Source organism: Algoriphagus aurantiacus (genome assembly GCF_035156405.1).
Lineage (GTDB): Bacteria > Bacteroidota > Bacteroidia > Cytophagales > Cyclobacteriaceae > Algoriphagus > Algoriphagus aurantiacus.
The window spans coordinates 80513-95081 of the sequence record NZ_JAXRUT010000015.1 but is presented as its reverse complement, the minus strand read 5'-3'; the positions used below and the strand labels follow the sequence as shown (position 1 = coordinate 95081).

Below are 14569 nucleotides of genomic sequence, written 5' to 3'. Positions count from 1 at the left end.
AGAACTTAAGCAACATAAACCCATTATGCCTAACACTAAAGTTCTTTTCTCAATTCTCTTTCTATTTCTTTCCACTTTGGCAATCGCTCAACAAGTACCCGAGGGAACTTCCAGTGAGTTAGTTATTCTCAACGTCAACTCAGGAGAACAAAAAACAATTTTAAAAGAAAATAGACATTTCGAAGCTCCCAATTGGTCCAGGGACGGAGAATTCTTGCTCATTAATTCAGGAGGATTTCTTGAGAAAGTAGATTTGGACGGGAATAAATTGGGACAAATCCAGCCGGATAAGATCTCAAGAGCAAACAATGATCACGGGCTAAGCTTTGACGGCAAACTGCTGGTCATCAGCAAAAGTGACGAGGGTACTAGTTCCCGCATTTATACAGTGCCTATGGCAGGAGGAGAGCCAAAATTAATCACTCCAGATCATCCAAGTTATTGGCATGGAATCAGTCCAGATGGAAAAACATTAGTTTACACCGCTGAGCGAGATGGTGCATGGGATATCTATGCCATTCCTACAGCAGGAGGTGCGGAGAAGAGGCTTACCGATGCTGAAGGACTTGATGATGGCCCAGAATTTTCCTATGATGGAAAGTGGATCTATTTCAACTCGAATCGCACAGGAAGAATGCAAGCCTACAGAATGAAGCCCGATGGTGCTGGTACTGAACAACTCACCGATGATTCCTTCGACAATTGGTTTCCGCACCCCTCTCCTGACAATAAATCAGCAGTTATTATTTCCTATCTGGAAGATCAAAAAGGATCCCATCCTTTTGGAAAGGATGTCAAACTTCGCCTGCTTAATGTGGAGACCAAAGAAATCAAAGATTTAACTGATATCTTTTATGGTGGGCAAGGTACAATCAACGTGCATAGCTGGTCGTCGGATGGTGAATGGATTGCTTTTGTGAGGTATCACAAGCCTTAAACCAAAGGGGAAACTCCTCCAGACACCATAAATTTCATCACATCAGAGCTTTTCACATCTAGTAGAGGAGTTACTTTATCTTTGGGGACTAGGAAGACATTTCCAGAGACATTGTAGCTATGCGGGAAATAAACGGCTACCATATCTGGTTCGCCCACAATAGACATATCTTCCTGAGTAATGAAACCCAAACGTATAAATGTATCGCTAAGCTGTACTTTGACTGGTGAGGAAAATTTCTTTTTATCACCCACAAAAGCTCCCATCAGATCTTTGATACTGGTGTAGATTAGATTTACTAATGGAATCTTAATTAACCCACGCTCAAACCATTCAAAAATAGGTTTGGCAAAGAAAAGACTTGCGAGATAGCCTACAAAAGTGATCAAAGCCAAAACCATCAAAATTCCGATTCCCGGCAATGGAACCGGAATCAAATTATCCAGAAAAAGGATCGTTTGGAAAATGATGTAAAGTGTTACTGCAACGGGAGTGATGAACAACAGTCCTCTAAGAAAATAGGAGATGATACGTTTGTAAGTAAATGCCATGGTTGTAAAATGAAAATCCTGATTATTACTCAATAATAATCAGGATTGTGCTTCTAAATACTTTCTATCTGAATTAATCCGGAAGAATTTTAACTTTCACGCTTTTGTAATATATAACTGACTTAGGATCATGAGCCTGCAGAGCGATGGTACCGTGATCAACTTTTTTGGTGCCTAGATCACCTTTGCGATTCTCGTCTTTAGATTGGTCATACACATTGACCGTTTCACCATTGATTTTCACAGTGACTACATCATCTTCTACGATTATATGCTCAGTGTACCATTCGCCGTCCTCCACATAGACATCTTTTACGTCTTGGAAAGAATATACACTACCTGTCTTTCTCCAATCAGAATGGCTTTGATTAACCTGGATTTCATAGCCTACATTTGGCCAGCCATCTTCTTGGTATTCGGTATGAATAAAAATACCTGAATTTGCACCAGGCATGGTTTTCACTTCAGCTATCACTTCGAAATTGTGGAAGTCATGATTTGCTACGTCTCCCATGTAGAAGGCATGCCCACGTGGACCAGCCACTTTGATTACACCATCTTCGACTTGAAAAGATTGAGAGTTTTCTGAAATCTTCCAGCCATCAAGGTTTTTGCCATTGAAAAGCTCGATCCAATCCCCACTTTGCGCAGAAACTGAAAATGTAAGTGCGAGAAAGCAGCAGCATGTTAATAAGGTTTTCATAAGAGTCAGGGTTAATTGAATTGTAAGTTGAAAGTCAAAAGTTACAAGCTAATTGATAAAAATCAATTACCACTAAAAACAAAAGCTCTGAGATACTATCCCAGAGCTTTCGATTATTCTTAAACTGAATGTCGTTACAAATCAATTCCCATAAAGGACATAAATGCCATGCCCATCAAACCGGTCAAAAGCATGGTAATACCTAAACCTTTCAATCCATTAGGAACATGTGAATATTTCAACTTCTCACGAATAGCAGCCAAGGCTACAATTGCTAGAAAGAATCCTGTGCCTGATCCAAAGCCGTAAACGGTAGATTCAGCTAAAGTATAATCTCTCTGAGCCATGAAAAGTGACCCACCAAGAATAGCACAGTTCACTGCGATCAATGGAAGGAAGATACCCAATGCACCATAAAGCGCAGGAGCAAATTTCTCTACTACCATCTCCACAAGCTGAACCATCGCCGCGATAATGGCAATAAACATGATGAATCTCAAGAATGAAAGATCAATTGTGGCCAAACTTCCATTGACCCAAGACAAGGCTCCTTCTTTCAATACAAACTCATTCAATAACCAGTTAACTGGAACTGTCACAGTCAATACGAAAATTACTGCTGCACCAAGACCAATTGCTGTACTTACCTTTTTGGATACGGCCAGAAAAGAACACATTCCAAGGAAGTAAGCGAAAACCATATTGTCGATAAAGATCGACCGAATACCTAAGTTAAATAAATCCATTTCTTCAGTTGGTTTTAGTGTTCGACATAGCCTGTTTTGGTACGCTGTACCCAAATGATCAATCCAAGGATGATAAATGCACCCACAGGAGATACCATTAAGCCATTAGTAGCCAAATTGAAATCTGGACCGAATATGCTAGAGATAGAGGCGTAAATTGGAAGTCCAAAGATAGCACCGGAACCAAGCAATTCTCTAAAGAAGGCCACAGTAAGGATAATCCAAGAATAACCCAAAGCAGATCCAAAACCATCCAATATTGAATCGTAAGGTTTATTTCCTAAAGCAAATGCTTCAAGCCTACCCATTACGATACAGTTGGTAATTATCAATCCAACAAATACAGAAAGTTCTTTGTACATATCGTAAGCAAATGCTTTGAGAACTTCACTTACCAACGTCACCAAGGTGGCAACAACGGCAAGCTGTACAATAATTCTGACACGGCTAGGGATGGTATTTCTCATCAAAGAGATGACCAGGTTAGACATTACTACCACGAAAATAACTGAGATAGCCATTACTAAGGTTGGCTTCATCTGGGTGGTAACCGCTAATGCCGAACAAATACCAAGTACCTGAATGGTAATTGGGTTTTCATCCACCAAGGGGTCAGAGACTAATTTTTTTCGGCGTTTCGAGAGTAAAGCCTCAGCGGGCTTCTTCGCAATCGCTTTTTCTACAGTTTCAGCACTCATGTTTATAGAATTCTTGAGTTGATAGTTCGATTAAAGTACAGCTACAGCGGTAGATGACTTTTTATTTTCAATGTATGCCTTGTAATATCCTAGATAGTTCTGAAGCATATTATTCACTCCTTTGGCAGTAATAGTAGCTCCTGACAATCCATCCACTTCATGTGGATTATCTGAGTAATCCCTGCCCTCACCTTTTTGCATCTCCACAGCGACTAGCTCACCAGATTCGTCAAAAATTGTTTTTCCCTCATATCTTGCCTGAACACCCGGTTCAGTAATTCTCGCTCCCAGGCCAGGAGTTTCTCCTGCGTGTGCCAAAGTAATACCACCTACAGTATTCATATCTGTATCTAAAGCGATGTACCCCCAGATGGCATCCCAAAGACCAGCTCCATAAAGTGGCAATACGTAATTGACCACGTCATCAAGATTTCCTTCTCCATGATAAATGTAAACTGGGTACAAGCGATCCTCAGCTGGCTTTTTGTAATTCTTGGCGATATCAACCGTCTCTGCAGTAACTGCTACACCACCCTGCTCAGTTACTTCCTTGCCATTAATATCTACTACCACAGAAGCAATTCTGCTGTTATAGTACTCATTAACTTCCTCAGGAGTCATTGCAGCAATCTCTTCGCTAGAGATCACAGCTCCTAATATTTGCTTTTTGTTGTCCAAGGCAATTGCCTCTTTCTGCATAGGACCTAGCAACTGCGAAGTACCTGAAAGAAGTAACCCCAAAACTACCGTCAAGATGACGGAGAACGTAATAATATAAGTATTAGACTGTTGCACGTTGTAACCTCCTTGTTTTGTTTGCCTTAACTACATAATAATCGATCAATGGAGCGAACACGTTCATAAACAGAACTGCAAGCATAATTCCCTCAGGATAAGCTGGATTAGTTACCCGAATGATCACTGTTAACATCCCGATCAAAAGACCGTAAATCCATTTCCCTGTTTCAGTTTGAGAAGCAGACACAGGATCGGTTGCCATAAAGACAATCCCGAATGCCAGACCTCCCATCACCCAGTGATACTGAGGTGGCAATGCCATGTATTCATTTACCGCTAAAAGGTTCATCACTAATCCCATGATATAAGCACCTGCAAATCCAGAAACTATAATTTTCCAGCTTGCTACACCTGTACCAATCAATATCAATGCGCCTACAAGTGCCATCAAAGTAGATGTTTCTCCAATAGATCCCGGGATCCATCCCATGAAAAGATTAGCAAATTCATATAAACCCGAGCCGAGCACGCTGTTGTGACTAGCTAATGCCTCTACAGCGGATTGCGTTCCATCTACTCCCGCATTGTATACAACGGAAAGGGCAGTGGCTCCTGAGAAGCCATCTACCGCAGCTTTGTCTCCCAGATAAGTCCATACCTGATCACCGGAAATCTGCGCTGGATAAGCAAAATATAAAAACGCTCTTGCCGTCATGGCAACATTTAGAATGTTCATCCCTGTACCTCCAAAAACCTCCTTGGCGATTACTACAGCAAATACTGTAGCCAAAGCAACTTGCCATAGTGGAGTAGTAGCAGGTACAACTAATGGAATAAGCATCCCCGTCACCAAGAATCCTTCGTTGATTGGGTGCTTTCGGATAACTGCAAAAATAGCTTCTACAATCCCCCCAGCAGCATATGCTACGATTATGATAGGCAATACCAACTTGACGCCAATCCAGGTTTTGTCACCGAAGTCTTCCCAAAGACCTGCCGTTTCACCTGTGGCCAAGAAATGCTGGTGACCTGTGTTATATATACCAAATAGCAAACATGGAATCATAGCGATTACCACTGTGATCATCATTCGCTTCAGGTCAATAGCATCTTTTACTTGTGCTCCTTTGATACCTGTAGTATGCTTGGGGCTAAACATAAATGTCTCCCCTGCCTCAAACGCGTAATATAGACTTTCAAGCTTTCCACCTTTTTCGAAAAGTGGTTTCTGCTTGTCCAATAAATCTCTTAGAAACTTCATATGGATTAACTGTATTGGATTAATTCAATTCCTTTTCTCACCAACTCCTGCACAGGATGCTTAGACACATCCACAAACTCGCAAAGGGCCAAATCCTCTTCCACGATCTCATAGATCCCCAATTCTTCTATCTCGTCAAAATCCTCAGCCATGATAGCTTTCAAAAGATAAACGGGAAGAATATCCATCGGAGTCACAGATTCAAAAACACCAGTTTGTACAAAAGCTCTTTCTTCTCCTCTACCATTAGAATCCAAAACGAACTCTTTATTTGGCGTAAGGAAAGAAAGCAAGCCTAATGCTCTGTGGTAACTCAATCTGGTGGTAGGTTTCGCCCAACCCATAAATTCATAGTAATCCCCTTCAGGAATCACTGTGATCTGGTTATGATAAAAACCTATAAAACCTTCCAAAGAAATCTTTTCTCCAGTAAGTACATTTCCAGACACTACTCTGACGTGACCTGAATTAAGATTTCCCTTCACAAAAGTAGAAACGCAAGCTCCGCTGTAAGTCTTCACATAAGCAGCTTTAGTCAGCTCTGATCCAGTCACCGCAATCACTTTGGAAGCATCATAAATGCCTTCTAGAATATACTTACCGATCTGAGCAACTCCATAAGGAGAGACAGTCCAGGCAATTTCTCCTTTGTTGATCGGATCAAGATGGTGAATCTGTACTCCAACGTTACCGGCAGGGTGTGGCCCAGAGAACTTGTTCACTTGTGCGCCTTTCAAATTTGAGAAAACAGCCGGAACAGCCTTAGAACCATCTACGTTCAAATGAACTTTGCCACTCGTCAGTTTCGCCAAAGCCTCAATACCCGCCTGAAGATATCTCTCTTGCCCATTTAATGCGAAAGCATAATCAGGAGCTAGAGGATGAGTATCAAAAGCAGAGATAAAAATACTTTTAGGAGTATCCGCAGGATTTGCTACTATACCGAAAGGTCTTTGGATGATATTCGGCCAAATGCCACTTGCTGCCAATTTAGCTGCCAAAGCATCTCTATCAAGCGAAGCAATATCAACTTGACCAAACTGCTCGTAAGTGATGGTAGAATCCGCCAAAATACTGATTTCAAGTAATTTGCGACGATCCCCTCTTTTCACTTCGACAACTTTGCCGGAAACAGGTGCCGCATAAACTACTTGATCCAATGCTTTGTCGATCAGGATTGGAGTACCTGCCTTTACGGTATCTCCTTCATTGACAAGTACTTTAGGACGCTGAAGCCCTATAAAGTCTGTCGGCTTAATTGCGAAGGTTTGAGCCGGGGCGAAATCAGCAAGCTCTTGCTTAGCCTTTCCCACCATATTGATGTCAAAACCTTTCTTAAGCTTCACTATTTTAGACATATCTGTTTTTGAACTATGAGCTTTTGAAAAACGCCCCAAATCTAATAAATAACCTTTTTAATTTGAGGGTATATGAACTTTAATGTTTGAACTTTTGGAAGAATGGCTCCCTGAATTTTTAAATAACTCTATTTTAAACTGAAAGCACTCCTTCTTCGAGTGATTCCACATAAGATTTCACTTGCTCCATCAGCCACATTGGTGTGGAAGTCGCTCCGCAAATCCCTACTTTTTCATCTTTATGAAACCAGTCTGGATTTATTTCTGTCTCATTTTCTATGAAGTAGCTTCTTTCATTTTGCCCGAGGCAAACTTGATAAAGCGCTTTTCCATTGGAGCTTTTTTTGCCTGACACAAATAAAATCACATCATTCTCCTGAGAAAACCGTAATAATTGAGGTTCACGATTAGAGACCTGGCGACAGATTGAATCATTGGCATTGAAACTCTCCCGATTCACTTCTTGTTTCGCTGCCTGAATTCTCTCCTCTATTTTTTGAGAAATTTCGTAAAACCCCTTAGTGCTTTTAGTCGTTTGGCTGAAAAGAGTCACCGGTCTAGAGAAATCAATTTTATCCAAATCAGAATCCTCCATCACTACGATAGCTTTTTCCAGCGTTTGACCTGTTAATCCTATCACCTCCGCATGGCCTTTTTTGCCATAGATTACAATCTGTCCTTCTTCACGCTCCATCTTATCAAAAGCGCTTTTTACACGATGCTGAAGCTTCAGCACTACGGGGCAGGAGGCATCAATCAACTCTATGTTATTTTCTATTGCTGTTCTATAGGTCTCTGGAGGTTCTCCGTGAGCTCGAATCAATACCTTACAATCATGCAATTCTGAAAGTTGCTCGCGATCTATCACTACCAAACCCTTTGCACTGAGCCGGGAAACCTCCATGTCATTGTGCACGATATCGCCTAGGCAATACAGCTGATCACTTTGCTCCATCTCATCCTCCGCCATCTTTATGGCAAATTCAACTCCGAAGCAATAACCAGAGTTTTTATCAATGCTTACCTGCATAGCTCTCTTGTTTATTAATGATTTGTCTTGCCACATGGACAATCTTTCCCACTTGTTCCGCAAAGGTACTATTACTCGTGTCTACCTCCATAGCATCTGGCATTTTCTTCAAAGGACTTTCTGCACGCGAAGAATCCACTCGATCTCGCTCTGAAAGATTGGTTTTTATATCTTCAAGATCAACTAGCTCACCTTTTTCCAACAGCTCCTCTTGCCGTCTTACAGCTCGAGTATCCAAATCCGCAGTCATAAATACTTTCAGATCCGCATCAGGAAAAACCACTGACCCGATATCACGACCATCCATGACAACTCCTTTTTTCTTTCCAAGACGTTGCTGCTGCGCTACCAACTCTTTCCTAATAGCAGCCACTGTAGCTATTTCACTCACTTTATTGGAAATTCGCATGGTACGGATCTCATGTTCCACATTCAGTCCATTCAGATAAGTCTCTTGCTTATGCGTATCTGGATTCAGATGAAAAGAAATCTCAAGTGATTTCAGTCCTTTTTCCACGTCCTGTGGATTGGTTGGTGAGAGAAAGTGATTCAAAAAGTGCAGAGTCGCCGCCCTATACATTGCTCCGGAATCGATGTAAGTATATCCCAGATCCTTTGCAACTGCTTTGGCCGTAGAACTCTTACCACATCCCGAATATCCATCGATGGCAATGACGATTTTATTCATTCAAAAAACCCGCTTGATTCGTTTTTTTATTACTGCGCAAATATAGTAGTTTTAATCTAAACCAATCCCCAACCCATAGAAGCGAATCTCTTATACAGATCCTCTCCAATTAATATCTCCATACATTTTTATGCATATCCAAGGTCAATTCGTCGATATCCCAAACCGTGAAATCTACTCCGTCGCTTTTACTACCCAAGACGGCAAAATATCCAAACTGAAAAAAATCGAAACTGATTCTTCCTTGCCTTATTTGATGCCGGGATTTATCGATGCGCACGTGCATGTGGAAAGCTCCATGCTAGTCCCTTCCGAATTTGCCCGATTGGCCGTGGTGCATGGCACGGTGGCCACTGTCTCAGATCCGCATGAGATTGCCAATGTCTGCGGAATGCAGGGTGTGGAATACATGATAGCCAATGGAAGGCAGGTGCCTTTCAAATTTTATTTCGGTGCACCTTCCTGCGTACCCGCAACGCCTTTCGAGACGGCTGGGGGAGAAATCAATGCGGCGGATATAGAAAACCTGATGTCGCGCCCCGAAATTCATTACTTGGCAGAAATGATGAATTGGCCGGGAACAGTCAATCGGGATGAAGTAGTGATGGAGAAAATCCGTATTTCAAAGAAATACGGTAAACCCATCGACGGACATGCTCCTGGACTTAAGGGAGAACTTGCAGAGAAATACGTAAGTGCAGGTCCAAGTACCGATCACGAATGCTTCACAGCTGAAGAAGCATTGGGGAAATTAAAGCTTGGGATGAAAATCGCTATCCGTGAAGGGTCTGCTGCCAAAAACTTTGAGGCGTTGATCGATCTGATTGATGAATATCCTGAGATGATCATGTTTTGCTCAGACGACAAGCACCCGGATAATCTAGCGGTTTCTCATATCAATGAGCTTGCTGCCCGGGCTGTCGCAAAAGGCAAAGATGTTTTCAATGTTCTCCAAGCTGCCTGTCTCAATCCCATAGCTCATTACTCCATGAATGTGGGGCAATTAAAGGAAGGTGACCCCTCAGATTTTATTTTGGTGAAAGATTTAAAAGATTTCCAGGTCATCAGTACCTATATCAATGGAGAAAAAGTAGCAGAAAATGGCAAGACATTGATCCCTTCTATCAAAAACGAAATCATCAACAATTTCCATACTTCTCTGAAAAGGCCCGAAGACTTTCAGCTCAAAGCCAATGGATCGAAGGTAAGAGTGATCGAAGCTTTGGATGGTCAATTGATCACTCCGGAAATCAGTGGAGAGATACTGGTCAAGAATGACTTGGCAGAATCAAATCCACCTGAAGACATCCTGAAAATCACTGTGGTCAACCGCTACGAAGATGCTCCACCAGCAGTGGGCTTCATTAAGAACTTTGGGCTTAAAACCGGAGCCATCGCTTCCTCAGTAGGACATGACTCACATAATATTATTGCAGTAGGCATAGACGATGAATCTATATGTAAAGCAGTGAATCTCATTATTGAAGCCAAAGGAGGTGTTTCCGCAGTTTCTGGAGATCAGGAAGAAATTCTTCCTCTTCCAGTCGGTGGGATTATGTCAGCATCCGATGGCTACGAAGTGGCAGCTGCTTACACTAGCATTGATAAGCTAGCTAAGGAAATGGGAGCATCGCTAAATTCTCCATTTATGACGCTCAGTTTTATGGCTTTGCTGGTAATCCCAGACCTGAAGCTTAGTGATAAAGGGCTTTTTAATGGGCAGAGATTTGAGTTTGAAGAGGTGTTTTTAAACAACGCGAAGACCGATGCCGGGTGACCGATGTACCAAATCATAAAGTGAAACTTATTCTAAGACCCTCGTCTTTCTTTTCTTCAAAAAACAACCTCAGACATTCATTGTGAAAAATACGGAAGTCAATATTCTATCTCAAATCCAAAAAGCCCATTCCATCGGAAGTGTGGCGACAATGATTTCCTTTATTGTGAGTGTCCTTATTAGGAGAATAAATAGGCTAGAATTTCTAATTATTCCATCGATCATCATCGTCTCCTTGACGATTATCTGTTCAACTTATTTCCTTTTTCAGAGTGTGAAGCACAAGGAAGAAATTGAGAATCCAATAAAGAATAACATTGCCTTCATTTTCAGAATAGGAATAAACCTAGTGATGCTGGCACTTATCCTACTTTGAAAACGTATTGCTTAATACTCCGAAGTAAAATGAAACTCTATCTCAGGATAGTTATCCATAACCATCTGAAGCCAGGCTTTTGACTCGGCCATAAAGACCAGTTTGCCATCCTTGTCATGAGCGATGTGGCGGTTTTTTGAGCGGACAAATTCATCTAACTGCTTCTTATCCTTGCTCGTGATCCAGCAGGCTTTATAAAGATTCATTGGATGAAACTCCACCGTAGCGTTGTATTCATTCTTTAATCGGAACTGGATTACTTCAAACTGAAGTTGCCCGACAGTCCCGACTACTTTTCTAGATCCCATATCAAAGGTGAAGAGCTGCGCGACTCCTTCTTCCATAAGTTGCTTCAAGCCTTTTTCAAGCTGCTTGGTTTTCATCGCATCCTTATTCACTACTTCACGGAATATCTCTGGTGAGAAACTTGGAATACCTACAAACTGCATGTCCTCCCCATCCGTAAGCGTATCACCGATTTTTAGATTTCCAGTATCATAAAGACCTACAATATCACCAGGAAATGCCTCATCGATCATTTCCTTATCCTGCGCCATAAACTGTGTCACATTGGAAAAGCGCAAAGGCTTTGGTCCTCGCACATGATTGTATGGCTTATTCCGCTCAAAAGTCCCAGAGCAAATTCTCAAGAAAGCGATTCTGTTCCGGTGATTTGGATCCATATTCGCATGGATTTTAAATACAAAACCCGAGAACTTCTTTTCGTCAGGCTTCACTTCACGATCCTCAGTTCTACGGCTTTTTGGTGCCGGGGCTATTTTGATGAATGTATCCAGCATCTCATTGATACCGAAGTTATTCACAGCTGAGCCAAAGAAAACCGGAGCCACTTTTCCTTCCAAATACTCTGTAGGATCAAAATCAGGATAAACCCCCTCGATCAACTCCACATCTTCCCGAAGTTGGTCGGCATAACTTTTCCCAATCAGCTCTTCCAGTTCAGGGTCATTTACATCTTCAAATGACTGGCGCACGTCACTTAACTTTCGCTGAGAAGGAGTAAAAAGATTGAGTTTATGATCAAACAAATTGTAAACACCCTTGAAGCTTTTTCCCATACCAATAGGCCAAGAAAGCGGTCGGCACTGAATGTTCAGCTTTTGCTCCACTTCCTCAATCAATTCGTAAGGATCCCGACCTTCTCTATCGAGCTTATTGATAAAACAGATCACCGGTGTGTTTCTCATACGACAAACTTCCATAAGTTTCTCCGTCTGAATCTCCACCCCTTTCACACAGTCAATTACCATTATTACCGAATCTACAGCCGTCAATGTACGGTAGGTATCTTCAGCAAAATCCTGGTGACCAGGTGTATCAAGCAGATTGATCTTAATGTCTTTGTATTCGAATCCCATCACAGAAGTCGCCACGGAGATACCTCTTTGCTTCTCTATTGCCATCCAGTCAGATTTTGTGGCAGTATCGATTTTATTCGATTTCACCGCACCGGCAGTCTGAATTGCACCACCAAAAAGCAATAACTTCTCAGTCAAAGTGGTCTTTCCTGCATCAGGGTGAGCAATAATGGCAAAGGTTCTACGCTTCTGGATTTCTTCTTTCAAACTCATGGGAGACATCAAATTAAGGGTGCAAAGGTAAGGAAAAAAGAGTGAAGGGAATTTTAGAATTTAAAATTGAAAAATTAAGAATTGAAAATACTAGATGATGCATCCGTCAAACTTCTGCATTGGCTATTCAGCATTAAAAAATCAACCCATGTTTTGGTCACATGAGGTTCAAATTGACCTCGAAAATCGTAAATCAAACTTCGTAAATCCCAACATCAGTATTCCAATATTCCTTCGGTAATAAACTGCGAGGCTCCTTCATGACTTCCATGAATCAAAATCCGAAAAGTGGTTCCTTTGCCAACTTCAGAATGCTTGACGAAAATTCTTCCACCATGATAGCCTTCCACAATCCTCTTAGCCAGTGTAAGTCCCAGTCCCCACCCTCTTTGTCGAGTTGAGAATCCAGGATTAAAAACTCTTCTGTACATTCTTTTTTCCATTCCTTTGCCTGTATCGGTGATGTCCACAATCACAAATTTGTCACTGTCCTGAAGAATTTCAATGTCGATCTGGCCTTTTCCGCGCATGGCATCAACGGCATTTTTGCAAATGTTTTCTATAACCCATTCAAAAAGTGGCTTATTCATCATGGCTTCCAAGTCTTTCGAATCAGCATGAATATTCATATCCACCTTCGTTGAAATCCTCGGTCGAAGGTAGTTGATTGTCTCCTCTATCACTTCAAATACATTCTCAGGCTGGATTACAGGCTTACTCCCAATACTGCTGAATCGTTCCGTCACCATCCTCAATTTCACCACGTCCTTGTCCATTTCAGTGATGATTTCCTTATTTTCCTCCCAAACTGGAGAATTACGCAAGTAATCTATCCAAGCCATAAGTGAGGCGATAGGAGTTCCAAGTTGATGAGCAGTTTCTTTGGTCAGTCCAGCCCAAACACGATTTTGCTCGGCGATTTTACTTTGATTAAAAAGAGCATAAGCCAAAGTACCAAAAATCATGATAATGCCCAGCTGTACATAGGGATAGTATTTCAAATTAATTAGCAATTCAGAATTCCTATAAAACACCTGAATATCAGCCTCAGGAAGTAAGATTGGTTCGTATTCAGCCCGCATTTCTGCAAGTTCCGTTTTCAGTGTTTCTACGGAATCCTCCGCACTTGAATTATTCTTGAAAGGTATATTTCTGAATTCAATAGGATTGGCGGAATCATCCACCATAATGATAGGAATGGAGTAATTTTGTTGAATAATCTCCTGATTGATAAAAGTCAGGTTTTCCAACGTAGTGGCAGCATATTCCAGTGCACTGGAAAGCAATTCAATTTGCCTCCTTTCTCGTTCACGAAGCTCTTCCACCAAGCTATTGGTATACCAAATAGAACCCGCCCCGATAAATAAGGATGCCGCTACCACGAGCCATTTAACTTGCTTCTTGTTGGTGTAAAAATCTAAGGAGGTAAGGTCTTGAAATCTTTTTTTCATTAATCAAACTTGAATTACTACCGTTACTAACTTCCCAATCACATAGATAGTATGACTTGAAGATAGATTTTATCAGTTAGGAAGGCATCGACCCTAAAAGTAAATTTATACTTTAAATCAAGCTGAGAAAATATAACAACAGAAATATGAAAACGAACGACATCGGATTAGAAATCAAAGAAAGTAAGGTTTTAGTAATAAAGCTTAATGACCTACTCGCTAATTACCAGGTTTACTATCAGAATTTGAGAAATTTTCATTGGAATGTTACAGGATCAAATTTCTTTGAACTTCATACCAAATTTGAAGAGCTATATAATGCGGCAAATCTAGCGGTAGATGAAATTGCTGAACGAATCCTTACTTTGGGAGCAAGGCCACTTTCCTCCTACCATGAATATATCGAGACAGCTACTATCAAGGAGGCTAAAGAGATCGATAATCCTACCAAAATGGTTGAAACCGTAAAAAGCAATTTAGGTACCTTATTACAATTGGAAAGAGATACGCTAGAAGCAGCTGGAGCTTCAGGTGATGAGGGAACATCATCTCTCATGAGTGATTACATTACCGCAAAGGAAAAAGTAGTTTGGATGCTTTCTGCATATCTACGCTAATCAATACCCGTTCTAAAACAAAAAATCCGGACTAACAACCCGGATT

At 41.3% G+C, this 14569-nt stretch carries 15 protein-coding genes; 4 read left to right on the top strand and 11 right to left on the bottom strand.

Going from position 1 to position 14569, the window contains the following annotated elements:
* Nucleotides 1-25 precede the first annotated feature (25 nt).
* Nucleotides 26-937 carry a TolB family protein gene (locus tag SYJ56_RS15480; protein WP_323835605.1) on the top strand — a complete coding sequence of 304 codons (912 nt, stop codon included), beginning with the start codon at nt 26-28 and terminating at the stop codon, nt 935-937.
* On the opposite strand, the gene SYJ56_RS15475 is transcribed toward SYJ56_RS15480, so the two are convergent.
* The 9 genes from SYJ56_RS15475 to cmk all read right to left on the bottom strand — a co-directional run bounded on the left by SYJ56_RS15475 (nt 934) and on the right by cmk (nt 8710).
* On the bottom strand, nt 934-1488 hold the full coding sequence (locus SYJ56_RS15475) for a DUF502 domain-containing protein (RefSeq protein WP_323835603.1): 555 nt from the start codon (nt 1486-1488) through the stop codon (nt 934-936). The genes SYJ56_RS15480 and SYJ56_RS15475 overlap by 4 nt on opposite strands.
* Before the next feature lie 73 nt (nt 1489-1561).
* Nucleotides 1562-2191, bottom strand: a complete 630-nt coding sequence (locus SYJ56_RS15470; RefSeq protein ID WP_323835601.1) for a 3-keto-disaccharide hydrolase — start codon at nt 2189-2191, stop codon at nt 1562-1564.
* A 134-nt stretch (nt 2192-2325) separates the two neighbouring features.
* The gene (gene nqrE, locus SYJ56_RS15465) at nt 2326-2937 is read right to left on the bottom strand and encodes an NADH:ubiquinone reductase (Na(+)-transporting) subunit E (protein WP_323835598.1); all 612 of its coding nucleotides are present in this window, start codon (nt 2935-2937) and stop codon (nt 2326-2328) included.
* 14 nt (nt 2938-2951) lie between these two features.
* On the bottom strand, nt 2952-3635 hold the full coding sequence (locus SYJ56_RS15460) for an NADH:ubiquinone reductase (Na(+)-transporting) subunit D (RefSeq protein WP_323835596.1): 684 nt from the start codon (nt 3633-3635) through the stop codon (nt 2952-2954).
* A gap of 30 nt (nt 3636-3665) precedes the next feature.
* Nucleotides 3666-4430 (bottom strand): NADH:ubiquinone reductase (Na(+)-transporting) subunit C, encoded by a 765-nt coding sequence (gene nqrC, locus SYJ56_RS15455; protein WP_323835594.1) that lies wholly within the window; start codon nt 4428-4430, stop codon nt 3666-3668.
* Entirely contained in the window at nt 4417-5634 is a 1218-nt protein-coding gene (locus SYJ56_RS15450; RefSeq protein WP_323835593.1) for an NADH:ubiquinone reductase (Na(+)-transporting) subunit B, read from the bottom strand. The genes nqrC and SYJ56_RS15450 overlap by 14 nt, the downstream gene beginning before the upstream one ends.
* Nucleotides 5635-5639: 5 nt before the next feature.
* Complete coding sequence (locus SYJ56_RS15445) at nt 5640-6992, bottom strand: Na(+)-translocating NADH-quinone reductase subunit A (protein WP_323835592.1); 1353 nt, start codon at nt 6990-6992, stop codon at nt 5640-5642.
* Nucleotides 6993-7125: 133 nt separating this feature from the next.
* On the bottom strand, nt 7126-8022 hold the full coding sequence (locus SYJ56_RS15440; RefSeq protein WP_323835590.1) for a 4-hydroxy-3-methylbut-2-enyl diphosphate reductase: 897 nt from the start codon (nt 8020-8022) through the stop codon (nt 7126-7128).
* Nucleotides 8006-8710, bottom strand: a complete 705-nt coding sequence (gene cmk, locus SYJ56_RS15435; protein WP_323835588.1) for a (d)CMP kinase — start codon at nt 8708-8710, stop codon at nt 8006-8008. Before cmk ends, SYJ56_RS15440 begins: the two co-directional genes overlap by 17 nt.
* A gap of 130 nt (nt 8711-8840) precedes the next feature.
* Here cmk and ade point away from each other — a divergent pair, with 130 nt between their 5' ends.
* Both ade and SYJ56_RS15425 read left to right on the top strand, forming a co-directional pair.
* The gene (ade, locus tag SYJ56_RS15430) at nt 8841-10487 is read left to right on the top strand and encodes an adenine deaminase (protein WP_323835586.1); all 1647 of its coding nucleotides are present in this window, start codon (nt 8841-8843) and stop codon (nt 10485-10487) included.
* An 82-nt stretch (nt 10488-10569) separates the two neighbouring features.
* Nucleotides 10570-10863: a hypothetical protein gene (locus SYJ56_RS15425; protein WP_323835584.1), complete on the top strand. Its 294-nt coding sequence runs from the start codon at nt 10570-10572 to the stop codon at nt 10861-10863.
* 11 nt (nt 10864-10874) lie between these two features.
* On the opposite strand, the gene SYJ56_RS15420 is transcribed toward SYJ56_RS15425, so the two are convergent.
* Together SYJ56_RS15420 and SYJ56_RS15415 are read right to left on the bottom strand one after the other, a co-directional pair.
* Nucleotides 10875-12455: a peptide chain release factor 3 gene (locus SYJ56_RS15420; RefSeq protein ID WP_323835582.1), complete on the bottom strand. Its 1581-nt coding sequence runs from the start codon at nt 12453-12455 to the stop codon at nt 10875-10877.
* A 215-nt stretch (nt 12456-12670) separates the two neighbouring features.
* On the bottom strand, nt 12671-13906 hold the full coding sequence (locus SYJ56_RS15415) for a sensor histidine kinase (RefSeq protein WP_323835580.1): 1236 nt from the start codon (nt 13904-13906) through the stop codon (nt 12671-12673).
* A 146-nt stretch (nt 13907-14052) separates the two neighbouring features.
* Between SYJ56_RS15415 and SYJ56_RS15410 the strand changes: the two genes are divergently transcribed.
* Entirely contained in the window at nt 14053-14523 is a 471-nt protein-coding gene (locus SYJ56_RS15410; protein ID WP_323835578.1) for a Dps family protein, read from the top strand.
* The last annotated feature ends 46 nt before the right edge of the window (nt 14524-14569 follow it).